Source organism: Pseudidiomarina sediminum DSM 21906 (assembly GCF_000423165.1).
Taxonomy (GTDB): domain Bacteria; phylum Pseudomonadota; class Gammaproteobacteria; order Enterobacterales; family Alteromonadaceae; genus Pseudidiomarina; species Pseudidiomarina sediminum.
The window spans coordinates 391,810-411,902 of the sequence record NZ_KE383983.1; the positions used below are offsets into that span (position 1 = coordinate 391,810).

The following is a 20,093-nucleotide window of genomic DNA, read 5'->3' on the forward strand; positions in this document are numbered from 1 at the left end:
GAACGTTTGGATTGAACATGCAGTTAGTGCTTGCCTCTGGCTCCCCCCGTCGCTTTGAGCTACTACAATTATTGGATCGGCCGTTTACTGTGGTGCGTCCTGATGTGCCTGAACAACAAGCTCTCGGAGAGACGGCGCAGGCCTATGTTGAGCGCTTAGCGCGCAGTAAAGCCGCGGCTGGTGCTAACTTAGTGCAAGCTCCTGATGCAGTGGTCATTGGGGCGGATACCGTCGTTGTTTGCGATCAGCAAGTGCTGGAGAAGCCTCGTGATGAAGCCGACTTTCAGTCGATGATGCAGCGCTTGTCGGGCCGCACTCATCAGGCCATGACGGCGGTTGCGGTGCACCATCAAGGGGTGACGCAGGCGCGGGTGGTCGTGACTCAGGTAAGCTTTAAGGTGCTCAGCGCAAAGGAAATTCAGGCCTACTGGGCCACGGGCGAACCACTGGATAAAGCGGGTGGTTATGGCATTCAAGGTCACGCTGGTAAATTTGTGACACATATTGAAGGTAGCTATCTTGCGGTAGTGGGGTTACCGTTGTACGAAACCGAGCAATTGCTGTTAGCTGTGGAGACAAATGCGGAATGAGTGCTGAAATCTTAATGAACGTAACACCGACCGAAACGCGCGTGGCGCTGATCGAGAACGGTATTTTGCATGAGATCCATATTGAGCGACAGGCCAAGCGAGGGCTGGTTGGCAATATCTATGTCGGCAAGGTGGCGCGTGTGTTACCTGGGATGCAAGCTGCGTTCGTGGATATCGGTCTTGATAAAGCGGCATTTTTGCATGCCTCAGACATCGTCTCTCCGCTATCAGCTGCTGAGGGTGTGGCACCACGTCCTGATTTAGCGCCAGACATTGCCACGTTAGTACGTCCTGGCCAGCATATTTTGGTGCAGGTGGTGAAAGATCCTTTGGGCACCAAAGGCGCGCGTCTTACCACAGATATTACGATTCCCTCGCGCTATATGGTGTTAATGCCACAATCACCGCATGTTGGTATTTCTCAACGTATTGAAGATGATAACGAGCGTGAACGCTTGAAGCAGGCCGCACAGCCCTACTGCGATGATGATGGTGGTTTTATTGTGCGCACCGCCGCCGAAGGCGCGAGTGATAGCGAGTTACAGCGTGACGCTGCGTTTTTGCGACGCCTGTGGGATACCATTCAAAAGCGACGCAAAAGTATGCGCAAAATTGGCATGGTCTATGAAGACTTAAACCTTTCATGTCGTATTTTACGTGACTTTGTGGGGGAAGAGATTGAACGTATTCGCGTCGACTCGAAAGTCACGTTCGAACTGTTGCAAGAGTTTGTGCACGAGTTCATTCCTGATCTCAAGGCGGTACTCGAATACTATGCCGGTGAGCGTCCTATTTTTGACATGTTCGATGTCGAGAATGAAGTCCAACGCGCGCTCGAACGCAAAGTAGACTTAAAATCGGGCGGCTCGATTATTATCGACCAAACCGAAGCGATGACGACCATCGACATTAATACCGGCGGTTTTGTCGGACACCGAAACCTCGAAGAAACCATTTTTAATACCAATATTGAAGCGACCCAGGCGATCGCGCGGCAATTACGTCTGCGCAACTTGGGCGGCATCATCATTATCGACTTTATCGATATGCAAAACCCTGATCATCGTCGTCGCGTCTTGCATAGTCTCGAGCAGGCGCTTGGCAAAGACCGTGCGAAAACCTCGATCAACGGGTTTACCTCGTTGGGCTTGGTGGAAATGACGCGTAAGCGCACGCGCGAAAGCTTGGAGCACGTGCTCTGTTCGGAATGCCCAGTGTGTAACGGTCGCGGCACCATGAAGACCGTCGAAACCGTTTGTTATGAAATCATGCGGGAAATTGTGCGAGTGAATCGCGCCTACGCGGCAGATCATTTTGTGGTCTATGCTTCAGCGGCTGTTACGGACGCCCTGTTGAATGAAGAGTCGCATGCGCTGGCAGAGTTAGAAGTCTTTATTGGTAAGCAAGTGAAGGTCTCGGTGGAGCCTTTGTATCATCAAGAACAGTTTGATGTAGTGATGATGTAAGGCTATGTGGCGCGTCTCGGTCAAAGTAGCTTATCGTACCTTACTGTACACGGTTGCAACAGCGCTGGTGTTGTTCGCTGTGGTGTTAAGTATGCTACGTTATTTGTTGCCACAGCTCCCCGACGTGACCCAACAAGCCGAGCGATTTTTTGCCCAAAATTATGCGGTAGAAACCCAGATCGGAGAACTAGGCGCTGACTGGAACGTCGCTGGTCCGCAATTGATTTTGCGTGACGTGCAAGTGCTTGAAGTTGGCGGCGAAGCGACCGCTGTGCGCCTTAATGAAGCGCGCGTGGTGTTCGATTTCTGGCAAAGTCTCCGTACCTGGTCGCTGAAGCTTGAAGAGGTCAAGTTAGCTGATTTACAGGTTACCTATGATCTGCGCGACTCGTCGTTTTCTAGCAATACAGGCATCAATAGTGACCTGCCGCACTTCTTTTTGAACCAACTCGATGAAGTCACCATTGAAAACAGTACGCTGGAGCTGGTCAATCTGGTGGGTGCCCGTCATGCGATTCATGTTGAACGGTTAAGCTGGAACAACCAAGGCGCGACCCATCAGGGGATAGGTAGCCTGCGTATTGATGCCCTAGCGTCGAACTCGCTAGATGTCATGATTGACATTGAGGGGAATGACCCAGCGGATTTGGCCGGTCAAATTTACGTACAAGCAGCCAATCTTGATATTGCTGCATGGTTGCAGCAGCAGCTGGTCGATACCGAAATTTCGCAAGCCGAGTTTAACTTCACTATGTGGCTCAACTTTGCCAACAGTGATTTTCGCCAAGGTATTTTGCAGTTGGCGCGGAATGAATTGCATTGGCGTGTCGGCGAGCGACAGCACCAATTAGTGATCCCGAAAGGGCTATTGAAGTTACGCCCCGAGGGTAGTGGTTGGCTCGTCAACAATAACCCCATTACGTTAGTACAAGACAATACCACGTGGACTTTGCCCACCATGAGCTGGTTGCAAACGCCAGAAACCTTTGCCTTAAGTGCTGATGATGTTCCGGTGGCTCCTTTATTACAGCTGGCAACCTTATCGGGATCGGGCGGCCAACAGTTCGCTGATCATCTCAGTTCGGCAAATGTCGACGGCTGGTTAGATGTGCGTCTGCAACAAGACTTAAATCAACCTCTGCGTTGGCAATTGCAAGGCCGAGAACTTGCGTGGAAAGCAACGTCCGGAGTGCCAGGTGTCGACCAAGTCGCGCTTGACGTATTAGGGCAAGGTGCGCAGGCGCAATGGCTTCTTGCTGGAGAACAAGTGGCCTTGCGTAGTCCACACTTGAGTGCTGGCGGCACTTGGCCGGTCGAACGTTTGCAGCTTGGCGGGCGTTTCCAATGGCAACAGGGCGAATGGGATTTAGCGTTCCATGACGGTAGCCGCATCGACCTTGAAGGTCTGCCACTGCACCTCCGGGGCAAGCTAAGCTATGCTGATGAGTTGTTTGTTGCGGCGCGTCTTGAGGGAGCGAATACAGCGCCTGTGAACGCTGACGTCCTGCGCCGCTATCTGCCAGAGGTGATGGGAACGGACCTTCACGATTACTTGCAAACAGCTCTCATCGATGCCGAGGCGGAGGCGCTGGCAATGGTTTGGCGCGGGCCGCTGCAGGCTTTTCCTTACCTTGAGAATGAGGGGGTGTTTCGCGCCCAGGTGACGGTGCATGATTTAGTCTACCGTTTCCAACCCGATTGGCCGATGGTGACCGAAGCCACGGCGCACGTTCATTTTGGTAATGAACGAATGCATATTCTTTCGACCGATGGGGTGTTAGAGCAAATGCGCTTACCGCGCGTGGATACCGTCATTGAGAATATTTTACAGCAGCCTCCGGTATTGCAAATTGATGGGACTGTGATTGGCGACGGGGCCCGCTTGCAGCCGATTTTTGCGCAAAGTCCGTTGGCCAAGCAACTTGGCACGACCTTTACTGAGTTACAGTTACAAGGCGAAGTGCAAGGTTCGCTAGCCTTGACCATTCCGTTGAACGCGCGCGCTGCTACCGATGTGGTCGCCAAAGGTTATGTCGATTTGCAAGGGAATGAGTTGTGGGTCGATAGCATTCAACAACACTTTACCCAAGTGCGTGGCCGGGTGCATTACCATAACGATCAGATTAGTAGCGACAATTTGGCGTTGCAATGGCAACAGTTGCCACTCCAGGTCGCGTTGCAAGGTGAGCTGCGTGAAGACGCTTATCATGTACAGGTTGATGTTGATGCGGATTGGTCGATGGCAGCTTTGCACCAACAGCATCCTGCCACCGAAACACTGTTTGCCGGACAACTGCAATGGCAAGGTAACTTGGCGCTATCCCTACCAGAGCAGGGCAGTTATTCGTTCCATTGGCAACAACAGTCTGATTTGGCTGCGTTTGGTTTAGACCTGCCAGAGCCGATGAAGGTAGCGATAGGTTCAACCTTACCGTGGCAACTGCAAGTGTCGGGCGGACCTGAGAGTTTGCTGATCAATAGTACACTGGGTGAGCACACCCTGATTGAACTGCAGTACAATGGTGATGGTTCTGAATTAACCCAAGGCTATGCGCGTATTGGCGAGCGGGTTGGAGATTTACCTAACCCTGATTTATTGGGGCTGAACCCGCGCTTCCCGGTCGAGGTGGGTTTGCACAGCTTGGATGCGCAAGAGTGGCTAGATAAATTAACCAGGCTACAGCAGTGGCTGACAGGTGTTGGCAGTGAAGCCACCAGTACGCGTTCTTTAGCTGCGCCGGTTCCAGATGTTATTGAATTACAAGCGCAAAGCATGCACTTTGGCGACTATCGGTTGCATGACAACGCTGTGGTCATTTGGCCGCAACAAGAACCGAGTGAGCTGCATACCCTCGACACTTGGCGTTTTCGCTGGCGTGCCAATGAGGCTTCGTTGGCTGGCGTGTATTGGCCGCAATCTGAGCAGCAAGCGGCGCGATTAGAACTGAATGCCGACTACCTTGAACTCGTCGCTGACCCTAGCGACGCGCCTGAGGTCGACGAGTTAGCACCGGAGTCAGCCCCTGAGCCTGAGCTGCAACAGGCGATGGATTACACGCAGTGGCCACAGATTGTGTTTGATTGTCGTCGTTGTCAGTATCAGCAATATCCTCTCGGTGAAGTGCAATTTCAGTTTACCCCGGCGACAGACGTTTTACGTTTAGATAATGTGCACTTACGCAATGGCGAACATGAATTAAAAGCCCAGATGCGTTGGTTGCCAGCACTTGAGGGACAGCCTCCAGTGACCGCTGTTACAGGGTCTTTTGTCAGTGGCGATGTGGGCGACTTTTTAAAAAGCTACCAGATCACCTCGATTGTGCAGGATAGCCCTGCTGATTTTGACTTTGAGCTCGCTTGGCAGGGCGCGCCTGAGGCCTTCAATTTGGCGACCCTTGAAGGCACGATGAACTGGCGTTTAGGGCAAGGCTATTTGAGTGAGGTCAGTGACCGTGGTGCACGATTGTTATCGGTACTCAGCCTTGAGAGTATTTTGCGAAAGCTGCGCTTTGACTTCCGTGACATTTTTGCCAATGGCTTATTTTTCACCGAGTTTGCTGGGCAATTTGTTATCGAGGATGGTGTGGTCGCGACTGAAAAGGCCGGTATGAATGGCTCTGCCGGTGATATGGAAATTAGTGGTACGGCTGATTTAGTCTCTGAAGCGATCGATTATCAGTTGTTCTTCGTCCCCAAAGTCACTTCAAGTTTACCGGTGATCTTAGCTTGGATGGTGAATCCACCTTCTGGTCTGGCAGCGCTGTTGATTGATCGAATGCTGCAGGATGCCCAGGTGATTAGCCGCTTGGAATATAAAATCTCCGGCACCATGGACGCGCCTGTGGTCGAGGAAGTTTCGCGTGACAGTCGTGAAGTAACCCTACCCGTGGAAACGTTACCCCAACAGCAAGAGGGAGGAGAAGATGAGCAAGACCGTCCAACTGACAGCGGTTCAAATGACCAGCCAACCGAACCCTCAGGACAACCTAGAAACCCTTAAGCAATTGTTTCAACAGCTGCCACCACAGCGCCCACAACTCGTGGTGTTACCTGAAGCCTGTTTATGTTTTGGTGCGGGTGATAAGCACCAACGAGCGCTAGCGGAATTACTCGGGAGCGGAGCGTTACAGTCAGCGCTCGCCGCGCTGGCCAAAGCGCACGGAGTTTATTTGGTGGCGGGGACAATTCCTTTGCTGGCCGAAGCTGACAGCGAAAAATTCTGTGCTGCGTCATTGGTATTTGACCCGAACGGGCAATGTCTGGCGCAGTACAACAAAATCCACTTGTTCGATGTCGATGTCGCCGATGCCACCAAGAGCTATCGTGAATCGACGTGGACCCAAGCTGGCGAGCAGGTTGTGACGGTCGCCACCGAGTTTGGCAAGTTAGGCCTTGCAGTATGTTATGATGTGCGTTTTCCCGAACTGTTTCGGGAGCTACGATCGCAGGGCGCTGAAATCATTGTATTACCGTCTGCATTTACCCAAGTGACCGGTGCCGCGCATTGGCATGTGCTTACGCGGGCACGTGCCATTGAACAGCAATGCGCGTTGGTCGCTGCGGCGCAAGTTGGGGTGCACGCGAATGGCCGCGAAACCTACGGTCACGCGCTTGTTATTGATGCGTGGGGGCGTGTGCTTAGTGAGTGTGACGGGCAGCAATCGCCGTGTTTAGCAAGCGCTGAGGTTGACCTTAGCGAGCTTGCTGCAATTCGTAAAAATATTCCAGTTGCGAAACATTTCGCCAGCAGTAAGAAGGTTATGCATGAATGAACAGGATCAAGTCATTCGCAACCTACTAAACAGTAATGGTTTAGAGGTGAGTGACTTACAACAACGATTAGCCTCGATTTATTCGGGGGCGATTGACTATGCTGACATCTATTTGCAGCACAGCACCAATGAGTCTTGGGTGCTGGAAGATGGCATTGTGAAATCCGGTAGCTTTCATATTGAAAGTGGACTGGGGGTGCGTGCCATACACGATGATAAGACCGGCTTTGCTTATGCTGATGAAGTCTCGGCGATGGCGCTGCAACAGGCTGCCGATGCTGCTCGAGGCATTGCTGGCGCCGGTGAAAGCAAGCAACAGTGTGTGTTGCAGCGTACAGAAGCGTTAGCGCGTTACCCAGCTTTAAATCCGCTGACCAGTTTAAACGAAGCGCATAAGATCAACTTGCTTCGTGAAATGGATGCGTACGCACGTGCGCTTGATCGTCGTGTCGTAGAGGTCATCGCTAGTGTCAGTGGCAGTTATGACGAAGTACTCGTATTGGCGACTGACGGAACCTTGGCGATGGATATTCGTCCCTTGGTGCGCGTGAATTGTACTGTTTTGGCGGAACAAAATGGCCGCCGCGAACGCGGTAGTGCTGGCGGCGGGGCACGCTTGGATTATAACTACTTCTTCGCGACGGCTGAGGGTGAAACAGACCTGCGCTGGCAGACCTATGCCAAAGAAGCAGTACGTCAAGCGCTAGTGAATCTTGATGCACGTCCAGCTCCAGCGGGCACCATGCCCGTCGTTCTCGGTTCCGGTTGGCCAGGTGTATTGCTCCACGAAGCGGTCGGGCATGGTCTTGAAGGTGACTTCAATCGCAAAGGCGCTTCTGCGTACTCTGGCAAAATCGGTGAACAGGTTGCGTCTGAGTTATGCACCATTGTTGATGATGGCACCTTACATGACCGTCGTGGTTCGCTCTCTGTCGATGATGAAGGTACTCCAGCGGGATACAACGTCCTGATTGAGAAAGGTCGCTTGGTTGGCTATATGCAAGACAAGATGAACGCTCGTTTGATGGGGGTAGCACCGACCGGTAATGGCCGGCGTGAGTCTTATGCGCACTTGCCAATGCCGCGTATGACCAACACTTACATGCTAGCTGGTGAAACACCACCGGACGAGATTATTGCCAGTGTGAAACGGGGCATTTATGCACCGCAGTTTGCTGGTGGCCAAGTCGATATTACCTCCGGTAAATTCGTCTTTTCGGCGTCGGAAGCTTATCTCATTGAAGATGGTAAGCTGACTGCACCACTGAAAGGCGCAACCCTGATCGGTAATGGACCTGATGCGATGCGCCAGGTGTCGATGGTGGGCAAAGACTTACGTTTAGATGCGGGTGTGGGTGTCTGTGGCAAAGACGGGCAAAGTGTGCCTGTTGGGGTCGGCCAGCCGACCTTAAAGCTTGATGCATTGACGGTAGGTGGCACCGATTAAACGGTGGCCACCTCACGTAAGTATTTGAAGAGTTCTCGTGCAGCGCTAGGCGGCTTGTTTTGCTGCTGTTGCTTTTGCGCTTGGCGGTAGAGTTGACGGAGCTTTTGGCGATCTGCACTCGGGTAAGTATCAAGAAACACCTGAATGGCCGCATCACCTTCGCCGAGAATGGCATCACGATGCTTCTCCAGTTGGTGAAACAAGGCGTTTTGCTCATGGTGAGCGTTTTCAAGTTGATACAAGGCTTGTTCAATAGGGCCAGTATCACGATTGCGCATCAACTTACCGATATGTTGCAATTGACGGCGAAAACCCTCGCGTTTATTGCGAATACGTTGGGCAAGCGCAATGGCGTCGCGTAACTCGTCATCGAGTGGGATCTTATCGAGTTTACCAGTCGAGAGCTCAACCAGTTTATTGCCCAGCGCTTGTTGCGCTTCGGCGTCACGTTTAAGTTGAGATTTACTGACGTATTGATCGTCGTCTTGGTCAAAGTCGTGGCTATCGTGCATGATGTTTCCTCTGTGCTAGGCCGATAGTTTAACAGGCTCACGACCAAGCAACCAATGGAGTTTAGTTTGAAACCTGAATTATCTGATTTAAATAATGAGTTAGCAGACGTCAAGCAGGCGGTTGCTGATGCGATCGCCTACAGCACTAAGTTAGGAGCGTCAGCAGTGGAGTGTGCGTTAACGCGCAGTCGTGGGATCAGTGTTGAAACCCGACTTGGCGAGGTGGACACCGTAGAGTTTAATCAGGATGGCGCCTTGGGCATTACCCTGTATCAAGGCCAACAGAAAGGCTCAGCGTCGACCACCGATTTATCGCCAGCGGCGATTCGGGCAAGTGTTGAGAAAGCTTTTGATATTGCCCGTTATACTTCGCCAGATCCTTTTGCCGGATTGGCTCCAGCGGAGCTAATGGCGCAGCAACTTGCTGATCTTGAGCTTTGTAGCCCAGGTGAACAATCGGCTGACTACGCGTTAGAGCGCGCGCTGCAATGTGAGCGTCATGCGTTGGCCCAAGATAAGCGCATCGTCAACTCTGATGGTGCGAGTTATAGCAGTCACGTAGGCTATCGCGTCTATGGCAACAGTCATGGTTTCCTCGAAGGATATTTGCAGTCACGCCATGCTATGAGTTGTTCGTTGATTGCAAAGCAAGGTGAGGCCATGCAGCGTGACTATGCGTACACGGTCGCGCGTCGTACGGATGAATTATGGACGCCTGAGCAAGTAGCTGAGCTCGCCGTACAGGAGACAGTAGCGCGCTTGGGGGCGCGTAAAGTCGCGACGGCAAAAGTACCGGTGTTGTTTCGCGCGGATGTTGCGAACAGTTTGTTTGGCCACTTTGTCGGCGCCATCAGCGGTGGCAACTTGTACCGTAAGTCGAGTTTCTTGCTCGACAAATTGGGGCAGCGAGTGTTCCCGGAGTGGTTAACCATCGTGGAGCAGCCACACCTACGGGGCGCGCTCGCGAGTTCCCCGTTTGATCATGAAGGTTTGGCCACGCAAGACCGCACTATCGTCGACAATGGGGTACTGCAAACCTATTTGCTGACCAGCTATGCAGCGCGAAAGATGAACATGACGCCGACCGGTCATGCTGGCGGTATTCATACTTGGGAGCTGAACCAACAAGATCAAAGCCTCGAGCAACTTTGCCGCACCATGGGCACTGGCTTATTGGTTACCGAGTTGATGGGGCAAGGCGTGAACTTAGTTAATGGTGATTATTCTCGCGGTGCAGCTGGTTTTTGGGTTGAAAATGGGGAAATCCAATACCCTGTCGAGGAAATTACCATTGCTGGGAACTTAGCGGATATGTTGCGCGCGATTGTGGCTATCGGTAATGATATCGATGTCCGTCATGGCGTACGTACAGGTTCAGTATTGATTGAAGAAATGCGCGTCGCGGGACACTAAGTCCCGCGGTATTAACCGAGTAATAAGGTTGCGGTGCCAAGGAAGGCAAAAATACCGACCACATCGGTGACCGTGGTTAAAATCACCCCACCGGCCAGCGCCGGGTCAATATTAAAGCGTTTTAGGATCAGTGGCACCGTTACGCCTGCCAAGCCTGCGGCGAGTAAGTTGGCCATCATGGCAAAGGCAATAATCCCGCCAATCACCAAGTCTTGTTTCCAAGCCGCGACCACTGCGCCGATGAGGAAGGCCCAAATCACGCCGTTCAGCGCGCCGATAGCGAGTTCCTTGCCAATCAACCAGCGTTGGTTACTCGGTCCGATATGCCCTAACGCCATCCCGCGAATCACCAAGGTCAGCGTTTGTGAACCGGCAATGCCGCCCATGCTTGGCACTATGGTGTTAAGGATGGCAAGAATCGCCATTTGCGCCAAAATGTCCTCAAACATTGAGCTTACCGCAGCAGCGAGTAGCGCCGTGACTAAATTCACGCCGAGCCAAATGGAGCGACGGCGGGTACTTTTTAAGACCGGCGCAAAGGTATCTTCGTCGTCATCAAGACCGGCCATACTCAACATCGAGTGTTGGGCTTCTTCGCGAATAATGTCGACCACGTCATCGATGGTGATTCGGCCAAGCAAGTGATTTTCGGCGTCAACGACCGGCGCCGAGATCCAATCTTGACGTTCAAACAGTTTGGCGACTTCGGTTTCATTCATGTCGACCGGAATCCCTTGCACCTCAGACTCCATCACCTCACTCACCAGTTTGGTCGGATCAACGGTGACCAGACGCGAGATAGAAACCTCACCAATAAATTGGTCATCACGGCTGACCACATAGAGTTTATCGGTTGCTTCCGGCAGTTCACCTTTCAAGCGCAAGTAGCGTAGGACCACATCAATGGTGACATCGGGGCGCAGGGTGATGGTGTCAGTATTCATCATCGAGCCGGCGGTTTCATCTTCGTACGAAAGTGCTTTCTCGGCACGATGACGGTCTTGCTCGTCCATCGACTTCAAAACTTCTTGATAGACAGGCTCAGGTAGACCACGTAAGACGTAAGCGAGGTCATCGGTATCCATGCCTTCGGTGGCGGCCGCGAGTTTCTCCGGCGCCATTTGGCGGATCACCGATTTCTGAACTTCTTCAGAGAGCTCTTCAAGAATATCGCCGTGTTCGTCGGCATCGACAAGTTGCCAAATGATGGCACGTGCTTTCGGTGGCGACGATTCGAGGAGGAGGGCGACATCCCAAGCTGGGAGGTTATGCAATAGGCGGCGCGCCTGCACGTACATACCACGGGCAAGCGCTTCGGTCACGTCTTGTAGCTGCTGTTCAGCAAATTCTTTGTCAGCGACTTCGGCCAGCATATTGAAAACTCCTATGAATATGAGGAGTTTATAATATTTCTGCTGATTCGTCAGTAGTTGTTATGTGTTAGGCGTCTTCATCAAAACGTGCCTCGATCAGCGCGGCGATAGCAATCACGGCTGCTTTAGCGTCCTCGCCACGGGCGATAATCTCAATCTGTTTGCCTTGGCCACTGGCGAGCAGCAATAAACACAAGACGCTGGAGGCATCGACTTCTTTGCCGTCTTGGACAATAAAGACATCGGCATCAAATTGGTGGGTAAGTTTGGCAAGCTTCGTCGCGGCACGAGCATGCAACCCAAGCTTGTTCTGGATGATAGCGGTTTGGCGAAACTCGTGGCTCATTTGCGTCGAAACCCTTCACGGTGACGAACTTGGACCTTGAATTCATGATTCTGAAAGCGCTCGGCGAGTTGCTCAGCAATATAGACCGAGCGATGCTGACCGCCCGTGCAGCCAATCCCTATGGTCAGGTAACTACGATTGCTGCGTTGGAAATGTGGTAGCCATGTCGCCAGAAAATTCTCCACTTGATACACAAATTTGGTCACCAGTGGTTGCTGCGCAAAAAAGTGTTGTACAGCAGGGTCGCTTCCTGTCAGCGGCTTTAACGCTGGCTCCCAATGCGGGTTCGGCAAAATACGTGCGTCGAAGGCATAATCAAGGTCTGGCGGTAAGCCATACTTGAAGCCAAACGACTGAAACACCACAATTAGACGTGATGCCGCGCGGCCTAAGACACGCTCACTGACTTGCTCACTGAGCTGGTGAACACTTAGCTCGCTACTCTCAATACGCCAGGTTGCGCGCTCAGCCAGAGGCTCAAGTAATCGCATTTCTTTCTGTAGCGCTTCACTAAGGGGCATTTCGTGGTGCGATAGAGGATGTAAGCGTCGGGTTTCCCCAAAACGTTGCAATAGAATTTGATCGCTGGAATCCAAATAGAGAATTTCAGGTGTAATGGCATCGGGAAGGAAATCGATGGCGTCGTTCAGCTCATCTTGTGATTTCGGTAGGTTCCGAACGTCTACACTCACCGCGACATTTTCGTATTGCGCTTCGATCGCGTGCACCAGTGTTGGCAGCAGCGTGATGGGCAAATTATCAACGCAGTAGAAGCCAAGGTCCTCAAGCACCCTTAGGGCGATAGTCTTTCCTGAGCCGGAACGTCCGCTGACAATGATAAGTTGCATGATTTAAGTACAACTCCCACCTGTGAAAAGTTCAAACAACGCTTGATCGCTTTGTGCATCACGTAAAGCTCGGGTGCAACTTTTATCGTTGAGGCGTTGTGCTACGGCGGCGAGGGTTTGCAAGTGTTGTTCGTGGTGATCTTCGGGAACTAAGAGGGCAAAAACGATATCGATCGGCTGGTTATCAATGGCGTCAAACTCTATGGGTTCCGCGAGAGTCATCAACACTGCGACCGGTTTGTTGGCGGAGCCGAGACGGCCATGGGGAATCGCTACGCCTGCGCCGATACCTGTACTGCCCAAACGCTCTCGGTTCAGTAAGCTCTCAAACACATCAAAGCTAGTGGTTCCTGATAAGCGCGGTGCAGCGAGCTGCCCGATCAGTTCTAAGACTTTTTTCTTACTTGAGCCAGCGACTGCACAGCGTGTGCAGTCGGGGCTTAATAAAGCGGATAAATCCATGATTTAGTGACGTTTCATTTTTTCTTTGTGTTTAATAACTTGGCGATCGAGCTTGTCAATTAAACCGTCGATTGCCGCGTACATATCTTGGTGCTCAGATTCTGCAAAAATCTCACCACCATTCACGTGGAGCGTAGCTTCCGCTTTTTGCGTTAACTTTTCAACATTTAAAATCACATGGACATTAGTGATATGGTCAAAGTGACGTTCAAGTTTGGCGAACTTGGTGTCAACGTAGTTACGTAGGGCGTCAGTAATCTCAATATGGTGACCAGTTAAGTTAATTTGCATAACATCTTCCTTCTTTTGTCCAAGTATTAAATAAGACGTTTACGCTGACTCGAGGGTGGTATGTTAAGCACTTCTCGGTACTTGGCAATCGTCCGTCTAGCGACCTGAATTCCTTGTTCTGCCATCAGCTGTGTGAGTTTATTGTCACTGAGTGGCTTTTTTGGATTTTCAGCGGCAACTAACTTCTTCAACAATGCTCGTATCGCGGTGGATGAACACTCGCCTCCTTGCTCGGTAGCCAATTGGCTGGAGAAGAAGTACTTCAATTCAAACACACCCCGAGGCGTATGCATATACTTTTGTGAAGTAACACGTGAAACTGTTGATTCATGCATCTCGATAGCGCTTGCGATATCTGCTAAAACCATAGGTTTCATCGCCTCTTCACCGTACTCAAAAAATCCCTGCTGGCGCTGCACAATGCTGGTCGCAACTTTCAATAAGGTTTCATTGCGACTCTCGATGCTACGAATAAACCATTTCGCTTCTTGCAGGTGATGACGAATATAACTGCTATCGTCACTGCTGCGTGCATCTTGTATCAACGCTGCATAACTCTCATTTACCTTAATTCTAGGCAAACTTTGTTGATTAAGCTCAACGATCCAACGGTTATCCTTTTTTTGGACGATAACATCAGGAATGACGTACGCATCGTCCGTTGCATTAAAGCCATCGCCAGGGCGCGGCTGCAAATGTTGTATTAATACTACGACCTCGGTTAACGCCGCTTCGTTCAGTTTTAACACGCGAGAAAGCGTACGATAGTCGCGTTGACCTAGCAGTTCAACGTGCTCAGTTACCGCTTTAAGTGCGGCACTGAGGTGGGGGGTGTCTGCTGGAAGCTGTTGCAGTTGCAACCTTAAACATTCGGATACGTCACGCGCACCAACGCCAATGGGGTCGAAATGTTGAATACGTTTCAGTACCACCATGACCTCACTTTCCTCAAGCGGTAGCTCGAGTTGCTGGGCAAGGCTTTCAGTGAGTTCGGTAATTGAGGTCTGTAGATAGCCGGCATTATCAATAGCGTCGATAATGGCCAAACCAATGTGTTCATCGACCGCGGTGAATGGCGAGAGGCGTAATTGCCAACGTAGATGGTCGTGCAGGCTTTCTTGGTTGCAGCCAAAGTTAAGGGTGTCGTAGTCGGCGTCGTTGTGGCCAACACTGCCCATTAACTCTGCAGTGTAGTTTTGATCCCACTCTTCAGAAATAGGTTGTTCAGCGGCCGCTGGCTCAGCGTTTTCCTCGAGCGTCTCGTCTTGTTCGAGGAGCGGGTTTTCATCGAGGGCCTGCTGAACTTCTTGTTGCAGTTCCAAGCTCGAGAGTTGCAACAGCCGAATGGCTTGTTGCAACTGTGGTGTCATGGACAGTTGCTGACTAAACTTGAGTTGCAAGCCTTGTTTCATGAAGCCCCACCCATTAATTGCTAAAACGTCTAGAGCGTAAACTGATCGCCGAGATAGACGTCTTTCACCTGCTGATTACTTAGGATAGTTTGGGCGTCACCCTGTGCAATCAACTCCCCGTGACTGACAATATACGCATGTTCACATACCGAGAGGGTTTCGCGTACGTTGTGATCGGTAATTAGGACGCCGATACCACGGTTTCTGAGATGTTCAATAATTTTCTTAATATCCCCTACCGAAATTGGGTCAACGCCAGCGAAAGGTTCATCAAGCAGAATGAACTTAGGCTCAGCAGCCAGTGCCCGGGCAATCTCCACCCGTCGGCGCTCACCGCCAGAAAGGCTCATGCCGAGACTGTTGGCGATATGACCGATATTGAACTCTTCGAGGAGGGCATCGAGCTTTTCTTCGCGTTGATTTGCATCCAACTCCTTGCGTGTTTCAAGAATCGCTAGAATATTGTCACGCACGGTTAGTTTACGAAAAATCGACGACTCTTGTGGCAAGTAACCAATGCCTTGCCGTGCCCGTTCATGCATAGGTAAGAGCGAGATATCTTCGTCATCGAGACGAATCGAACCTTTGTCGTGATTAACTAAACCAACAATCATATAGAAGGTTGTCGTTTTGCCGGCGCCGTTGGGGCCGAGTAGACCGATAATGCGGCCCGTTTCGACTTTGAGGCTGACGTCTTTAACAACCTGACGGCTTTTGTAAGATTTAGCGAGATGCTCAGCGATTAATTGGCTCATTCTTTTCTTCGTCTTCGGTCTTTTTGCTCGGTTTTAAAATGGTGGTCACACGGGTATTGCCGTCTTCGCCACCTACGGCACGTAGATGCTGCGTGGCGAAGTTATAGACCAGTTCGTGGCCTTGCGTAACATTACCGTCCTGGGTGACCTTAACTGTACCGATAAGTGTCAGTAGTTGCTCACCTTCATCGTAACGAATCGTTTCAGCTTCAGCGCGGATCATGCCACCGTCTTCCAACTGTTGCTGGTAGGTAGCAGGCTTACCTTTAGCAGTAAACACGCGTTGTGCTTGGGCTTCGTCCTCCGCGACTTCCAAATAGTCGGCGGTGATTTTCAATGAACCTTGGGTGATGATCGCGTTTTGCTCAAATACGGCAACTTTATTTTGAATATCAAACCACTGGTTTTCTGAGCCGATTTCGATGTCTTGGGTAAAGTCTTCTTTGCCCTGAGCATATCCCGGCACGGTCATCAGACCGGCGAGGAGCAGGGCGCCAACAGCGACGATATTAAGGCTTTTGTTTAACTGCATAGGTCGTTTGCACATGTTGGTTGAGTTCCAATGTTTCGGCACGAAGATCGGCCATCATACCGTTTCCGTGCACCAAAAAATTTCTACCGTAAATGGTCACAGGCTCTTCTGTAACCATAGACTCCGCGAGCGTATCGATGGTGAGATAACTGGTCTCGACACGCTCGAGGTAGTCGTTGCGTGTCATGTGAGTGATGACGATGTCACGTTCTAAGACAAGGGTCTTGTCACCGTAAAAAGAGCCTTGCTCGGCCATCACTTGCCATTCGTTTTGCGCGTCATTAATGCGTGTACGATACACGGGTTTTTCTAATTCAGTAAGTCCAATTGGGCTGTAATGCGTCATTTGCTCTGCATTAATACGATGGACCAAGGTGCCATCTTTATCATAAACGCGTGTCACCAAGCCCTCGGCAATAAAGTCAGGTGGTATTTCAGTGAACTGTGGATCATCCTCGGTTGCATCATCGCTAGAAAATGGACGCCAAATCAGCAGGGCGCCAAGCAGGAAGAGGATCGCAAGAATCCAACTGAGTTGCCGGTTCATAGGCTCACTCCACCTTGTAACTGCAAGTGTCCCTGACTTAACAAGATCAGGTCACTTAATTCACGCACGGCACCGAAACCGCCACGCATGCTGGTTACGTAGTCCGCTTGTTGTTGCACCCATGGATGCGCATCTTGTGGGGCAACGCCAAGGCCAGCTTGTTGCAGCATGACCACATCAGGAACATCATCCCCAATGCTGGCGATGGCACCGTCATCGAGTTGGTATTTATCCGCTAAAGCTTGGTATGCGGCGAGCTTCTCGGTGGTCCCCTGATAAATATCGGTCACGCCAAGGGCGGCCATGCGGCGACTGACAATGGCCGAATTACGACCCGTGATCACGGCCACCGGAATGCCCGCATTGATGAGAGCCTTGACCCCAAAACCGTCGCGGGTATGGAATGCCTTGAGTTCTTCGCCATCATTACCCAGGTAAATGCGACCATCAGAGAAGACGCCATCGACATCACAAATCACCAATCGAATTGCTTGTAAACGCTGGAACAGCGTCGCATCAATTTCACCATACCAAGTGCTGACTGTGGCCATTGTCATTACACCACTCCCGCTTTCAATAAATCATGCATGTTGAGTGCGCCGACGGGACGTTGTTCAGCATCAACAACGAATAGGCCGTTAATTTTGCGGTCTTCCATCAATTTTAAACCTTCCGCTGCAAGCACATCAGCTGTAATGGTAATTGGCGAGCGCGTCATCACCGTCGCGATGGCCGCGGTATGCAAGTCGATACGCTGATCAAGAATGCGGCGTAAGTCGCCGTCGGTAAACACGCCGATAAGCTGTTGTTGTTGGTTCACGACCCCGGTCATCCCGAGTCCTTTGCGTGACATTTCGAGTAAAGCTTGGCTTAGCGAGGCGTCGTCGTTGACTAAGGGCACGCGCTCATCGGTTTGCATCACATCATGAATGTGGAGCAGCAAGCGTCGACCAAGACTGCCGCCAGGGTGTGACATGGCGAAGTCATCAGCAGTAAAGCCGCGTGCGTGCAATAACGCGACGGCAATCGCATCGCCCATCGCCAGCGTGGCTGTGGTCGAGGATGTTGGCGCTAACCCCAGTGGGCAGGCTTCTTGCGCCACGGCAATACAAATATGTACGTCAGCTAAGCTCGCAAGGGTGGACTCTGGGTTGCCGGTCATACTGATCAAGCGTGCGCCACGACGCTTAATTAATGGCGCAATACTAAGTACTTCACCTGTCTCGCCAGAGTTTGATAGTGCTAGCACCACATCATCAGCAGTGATCATGCCTAAGTCACCGTGACTGGCTTCGCCTGGGTGAACAAAAAAGGCTGGGGTGCCGGTGGAGGCTAAGGTGGCAGCGATCTTGCCGCCAATATGGCCCGATTTGCCCATGCCGATAACAATAACCCTGCCTTTACAAGTAAGTAAATACTCACAAGCCTGGTCAAAATTCTCATCTAAAAAGCGTTTCAGCTCACTGACAGCGCGCGCTTCGATATCGAGTACTTCAGCTGCAAGTGAAGTAAAAGCATGCGATTTGGTTGCGGTCATGCCAACCCCTGCGTTGATGGTTTTAGTTGCAATAGCACAATCATAACCGATCGATTCTGCAAATGCAGACGTAAAACGCATCAATACTCACGATTTGTCACAAATTTTACTGCCCTCAGCTAGGGAAAAGTTGCCATTTCAGGTACACTAGTCGGTCTGTTATGTGAGGATGAAGCCGTTATGACAAGCACTTTGGCCGATGACCTCGTGGTCATTGACAAGCTCAATTTTGCTCACAGTTATGGAGCGCATCAGGTTTATCAAGGCCTGAGCCTAACGATCCCACGCGGAAAGATCACCGCGGTAATGGGCCCCAGTGGTATTGGTAAAACGACCTTATTACGGTTGATGGGCGGGCAGTTAAAGCCACAACAAGGTGAAATCCGCTTTGCTGGTCAGAATATCCCTGCCTTGTCTCGAAGCGCACTCTACGAAGCGCGCAAACGCATGAGTATGCTGTTTCAAAGTGGCGCACTTTTCACGGATATGTCGGTTTACGACAACATCGCTTTTCCGATACGTGAACATAGCAATTTGCCCGAAGAAATTATCGAAACCATTGTTTTGATGAAACTCGAAGCGGTTGGTTTACGTGGCGCTCGTCACTTGATGCCTGCTCAGCTTTCCGGTGGTATGGCACGACGTGCAGCACTGGCGCGGGCGATTGCGCTCGATCCAGAACTGATCATGTACGACGAGCCATTTGCGGGACAAGATCCGATTTCTATGGGTGTGATTGTGAAGCTGATCAAATCATTAAATACCTCGCTTGGACTTACCAGTGTCGTGGTCACTCACGATGTGGCGGAAGTACTGACCATTGCGGACAAAGTCATCATTATTGCCAATAAGAAAGTGGTCGCGGAGGGTTCGCCCGCAGAGCTGCAGGCGTCAGCTGATCCGTTAGTGCACCAATTCCTTGCTGGTGAGGCGGATGGCCCGGTGCCATTCCATTATCAGGCACCGAGTTTCGGCGAAGAGATTCTAGGTGTAGCAGACGCGGGAGGCGCGCATGCTCGATAATGTCGCAAGCTTAGGTCGAAATGTTTTAGCCAGTGTCGCTGGTGCTGGGCAGGCAATGATGATGTTGTTGCGCGCGCTGATCGGTAAGCCGCAATTACGTAAGTCATGGCCTCTGTTGATGCAGCAAATGTACTCAGTCGGCGTCTTGTCGCTGGTCATTATTGTGGTGAGCGGTCTGTTCATTGGCATGGTGTTAGGCTTGCAGGGCTACACCATATTGGTTGATTTTGGGGCCGAACAAAGCCTCGGGCCTATGGTCGCGCTCTCGTTGTTACGCGAGTTAGGCCCGGTGGTGACCGCGTTATTATTTGCCGGTCGCGCAGGTTCTGCCTTAACCGCCGAAATTGGTCTAATGAAAGCAACGGAGCAGCTGTCAAGCTTGGAAATGATGGCGGTTGACCCACTACGGCGTGTTATTGCCCCAAGATTTTGGGCCGGATTTTACAGTATGCCGTTGTTAGCACTGATCTTTTCTGCCGTAGGTATTTATGGCGGTTATTTGGTCGGCGTGCGTTGGCTTGGTGTCGATGATGGTGCCTTTTGGTCAGTGATGCAGGCAAATGTTGAGTGGGGACAAGATATTCTCAACGGGTTTATCAAAAGTCTCGTGTTCGCGTTTGTAGTAACGTGGATTGCCTTACACAAGGGCTACCACTGTGTTCCGACTTCCGTAGGTATTAGTCGCGCCACAACGTCGACCGTTGTGACTGCGTCGCTTGCCGTTTTGGGATTGGATTTTGTTCTTACCGCTTTGATGTTTGGATAAT

General features: G+C 51.3%; 20 protein-coding genes. 8 read left to right on the forward strand and 12 right to left on the reverse strand.

Translation table 11 applies throughout. From position 1 onward, the window contains the following. Positions 1 to 17 precede the first annotated feature (17 nt). From G535_RS0107120 to tldD, 5 genes are read left to right on the forward strand one after another with little or no spacing between them, the layout of a single operon-like run. Positions 18 to 590, forward strand: a complete 573-nt coding sequence (locus G535_RS0107120) for a Maf family protein (protein WP_034727867.1) — start codon at positions 18 to 20, stop codon at positions 588 to 590. Continuing rightward, the gene (rng, locus tag G535_RS0107125; protein ID WP_026861430.1) at positions 587 to 2,056 is read left to right on the forward strand and encodes a ribonuclease G; all 1,470 of its coding nucleotides are present in this window, start codon (positions 587 to 589) and stop codon (positions 2,054 to 2,056) included. Before G535_RS0107120 ends, rng begins: the two co-directional genes overlap by 4 nt. 4 nt (positions 2,057 to 2,060) lie before the next feature. Next, positions 2,061 to 6,056: a YhdP family protein gene (locus tag G535_RS0107130; RefSeq protein WP_026861431.1), complete on the forward strand. Its 3,996-nt coding sequence runs from the start codon at positions 2,061 to 2,063 to the stop codon at positions 6,054 to 6,056. Continuing rightward, entirely contained in the window at positions 5,980 to 6,828 is an 849-nt protein-coding gene (locus tag G535_RS0107135) for a carbon-nitrogen hydrolase family protein (RefSeq protein WP_241970456.1), read from the forward strand. Before G535_RS0107130 ends, G535_RS0107135 begins: the two co-directional genes overlap by 77 nt. Beyond that, a complete protein-coding gene (gene tldD / locus G535_RS0107140; protein ID WP_026861433.1) occupies positions 6,821 to 8,275 on the forward strand; it encodes a metalloprotease TldD in 1,455 nt (484 codons plus the stop codon). The genes G535_RS0107135 and tldD overlap by 8 nt, the downstream gene beginning before the upstream one ends. Here the strand turns inward: tldD and yjgA are convergent. Continuing rightward, the gene (yjgA, locus tag G535_RS0107145) at positions 8,272 to 8,787 is read right to left on the reverse strand and encodes a ribosome biogenesis factor YjgA (RefSeq protein ID WP_026861434.1); all 516 of its coding nucleotides are present in this window, start codon (positions 8,785 to 8,787) and stop codon (positions 8,272 to 8,274) included. The genes tldD and yjgA overlap by 4 nt on opposite strands. 54 nt (positions 8,788 to 8,841) lie before the next feature. Here yjgA and pmbA point away from each other — a divergent pair, with 54 nt between their 5' ends. Then, positions 8,842 to 10,200, forward strand: coding sequence for a metalloprotease PmbA (pmbA, locus tag G535_RS0107150; protein WP_034727869.1), 1,359 nt, complete (start codon positions 8,842 to 8,844; stop codon positions 10,198 to 10,200). A gap of 11 nt (positions 10,201 to 10,211) precedes the next feature. On the opposite strand, the gene mgtE is transcribed toward pmbA, so the two are convergent. The 11 genes from mgtE to G535_RS0107205 all read right to left on the reverse strand — a co-directional run bounded on the left by mgtE (position 10,212) and on the right by G535_RS0107205 (position 18,303). Continuing rightward, on the reverse strand, positions 10,212 to 11,573 hold the full coding sequence (gene mgtE / locus G535_RS0107155; protein WP_034727872.1) for a magnesium transporter: 1,362 nt from the start codon (positions 11,571 to 11,573) through the stop codon (positions 10,212 to 10,214). Between the two features lie 67 nt (positions 11,574 to 11,640). Beyond that, a complete protein-coding gene (locus G535_RS0107160; protein WP_026861437.1) occupies positions 11,641 to 11,919 on the reverse strand; it encodes an HPr family phosphocarrier protein in 279 nt (92 codons plus the stop codon). Next, entirely contained in the window at positions 11,916 to 12,767 is an 852-nt protein-coding gene (gene rapZ / locus G535_RS0107165; RefSeq protein WP_026861438.1) for an RNase adapter RapZ, read from the reverse strand. Before rapZ ends, G535_RS0107160 begins: the two co-directional genes overlap by 4 nt. Positions 12,768 to 12,770: 3 nt before the next feature. After that, the gene (gene ptsN / locus G535_RS0107170) at positions 12,771 to 13,229 is read right to left on the reverse strand and encodes a PTS IIA-like nitrogen regulatory protein PtsN (protein WP_026861439.1); all 459 of its coding nucleotides are present in this window, start codon (positions 13,227 to 13,229) and stop codon (positions 12,771 to 12,773) included. Positions 13,230 to 13,232: 3 nt separating this feature from the next. Next, positions 13,233 to 13,520, reverse strand: a complete 288-nt coding sequence (gene hpf, locus G535_RS0107175; RefSeq protein WP_026861440.1) for a ribosome hibernation promoting factor — start codon at positions 13,518 to 13,520, stop codon at positions 13,233 to 13,235. 26 nt (positions 13,521 to 13,546) lie between these two features. Next, the gene (locus G535_RS0107180; RefSeq protein ID WP_026861441.1) at positions 13,547 to 14,932 is read right to left on the reverse strand and encodes an RNA polymerase factor sigma-54; all 1,386 of its coding nucleotides are present in this window, start codon (positions 14,930 to 14,932) and stop codon (positions 13,547 to 13,549) included. A gap of 29 nt (positions 14,933 to 14,961) precedes the next feature. Beyond that, a complete protein-coding gene (lptB, locus tag G535_RS0107185; protein WP_026861442.1) occupies positions 14,962 to 15,687 on the reverse strand; it encodes an LPS export ABC transporter ATP-binding protein in 726 nt (241 codons plus the stop codon). Beyond that, complete coding sequence (gene lptA, locus G535_RS13170) at positions 15,668 to 16,219, reverse strand: lipopolysaccharide transport periplasmic protein LptA (protein ID WP_051207024.1); 552 nt, start codon at positions 16,217 to 16,219, stop codon at positions 15,668 to 15,670. Before lptA ends, lptB begins: the two co-directional genes overlap by 20 nt. Further along, on the reverse strand, positions 16,197 to 16,766 hold the full coding sequence (gene lptC, locus G535_RS0107195) for an LPS export ABC transporter periplasmic protein LptC (protein ID WP_026861443.1): 570 nt from the start codon (positions 16,764 to 16,766) through the stop codon (positions 16,197 to 16,199). Before lptC ends, lptA begins: the two co-directional genes overlap by 23 nt. Continuing rightward, positions 16,763 to 17,317, reverse strand: coding sequence for a 3-deoxy-manno-octulosonate-8-phosphatase KdsC (kdsC, locus tag G535_RS0107200; protein WP_026861444.1), 555 nt, complete (start codon positions 17,315 to 17,317; stop codon positions 16,763 to 16,765). The genes lptC and kdsC overlap by 4 nt, the downstream gene beginning before the upstream one ends. Positions 17,318 to 17,322: 5 nt before the next feature. After that, positions 17,323 to 18,303 (reverse strand): KpsF/GutQ family sugar-phosphate isomerase, encoded by a 981-nt coding sequence (locus tag G535_RS0107205; RefSeq protein ID WP_026861445.1) that lies wholly within the window; start codon positions 18,301 to 18,303, stop codon positions 17,323 to 17,325. 180 nt (positions 18,304 to 18,483) lie between these two features. Between G535_RS0107205 and G535_RS0107210 the strand changes: the two genes are divergently transcribed. Further along, positions 18,484 to 19,326: an ATP-binding cassette domain-containing protein gene (locus tag G535_RS0107210; protein ID WP_026861446.1), complete on the forward strand. Its 843-nt coding sequence runs from the start codon at positions 18,484 to 18,486 to the stop codon at positions 19,324 to 19,326. After that, positions 19,316 to 20,092, forward strand: a complete 777-nt coding sequence (gene mlaE, locus G535_RS0107215; RefSeq protein WP_026861447.1) for a lipid asymmetry maintenance ABC transporter permease subunit MlaE — start codon at positions 19,316 to 19,318, stop codon at positions 20,090 to 20,092. Before G535_RS0107210 ends, mlaE begins: the two co-directional genes overlap by 11 nt. The last annotated feature ends 1 nt before the right edge of the window (position 20,093 follow it).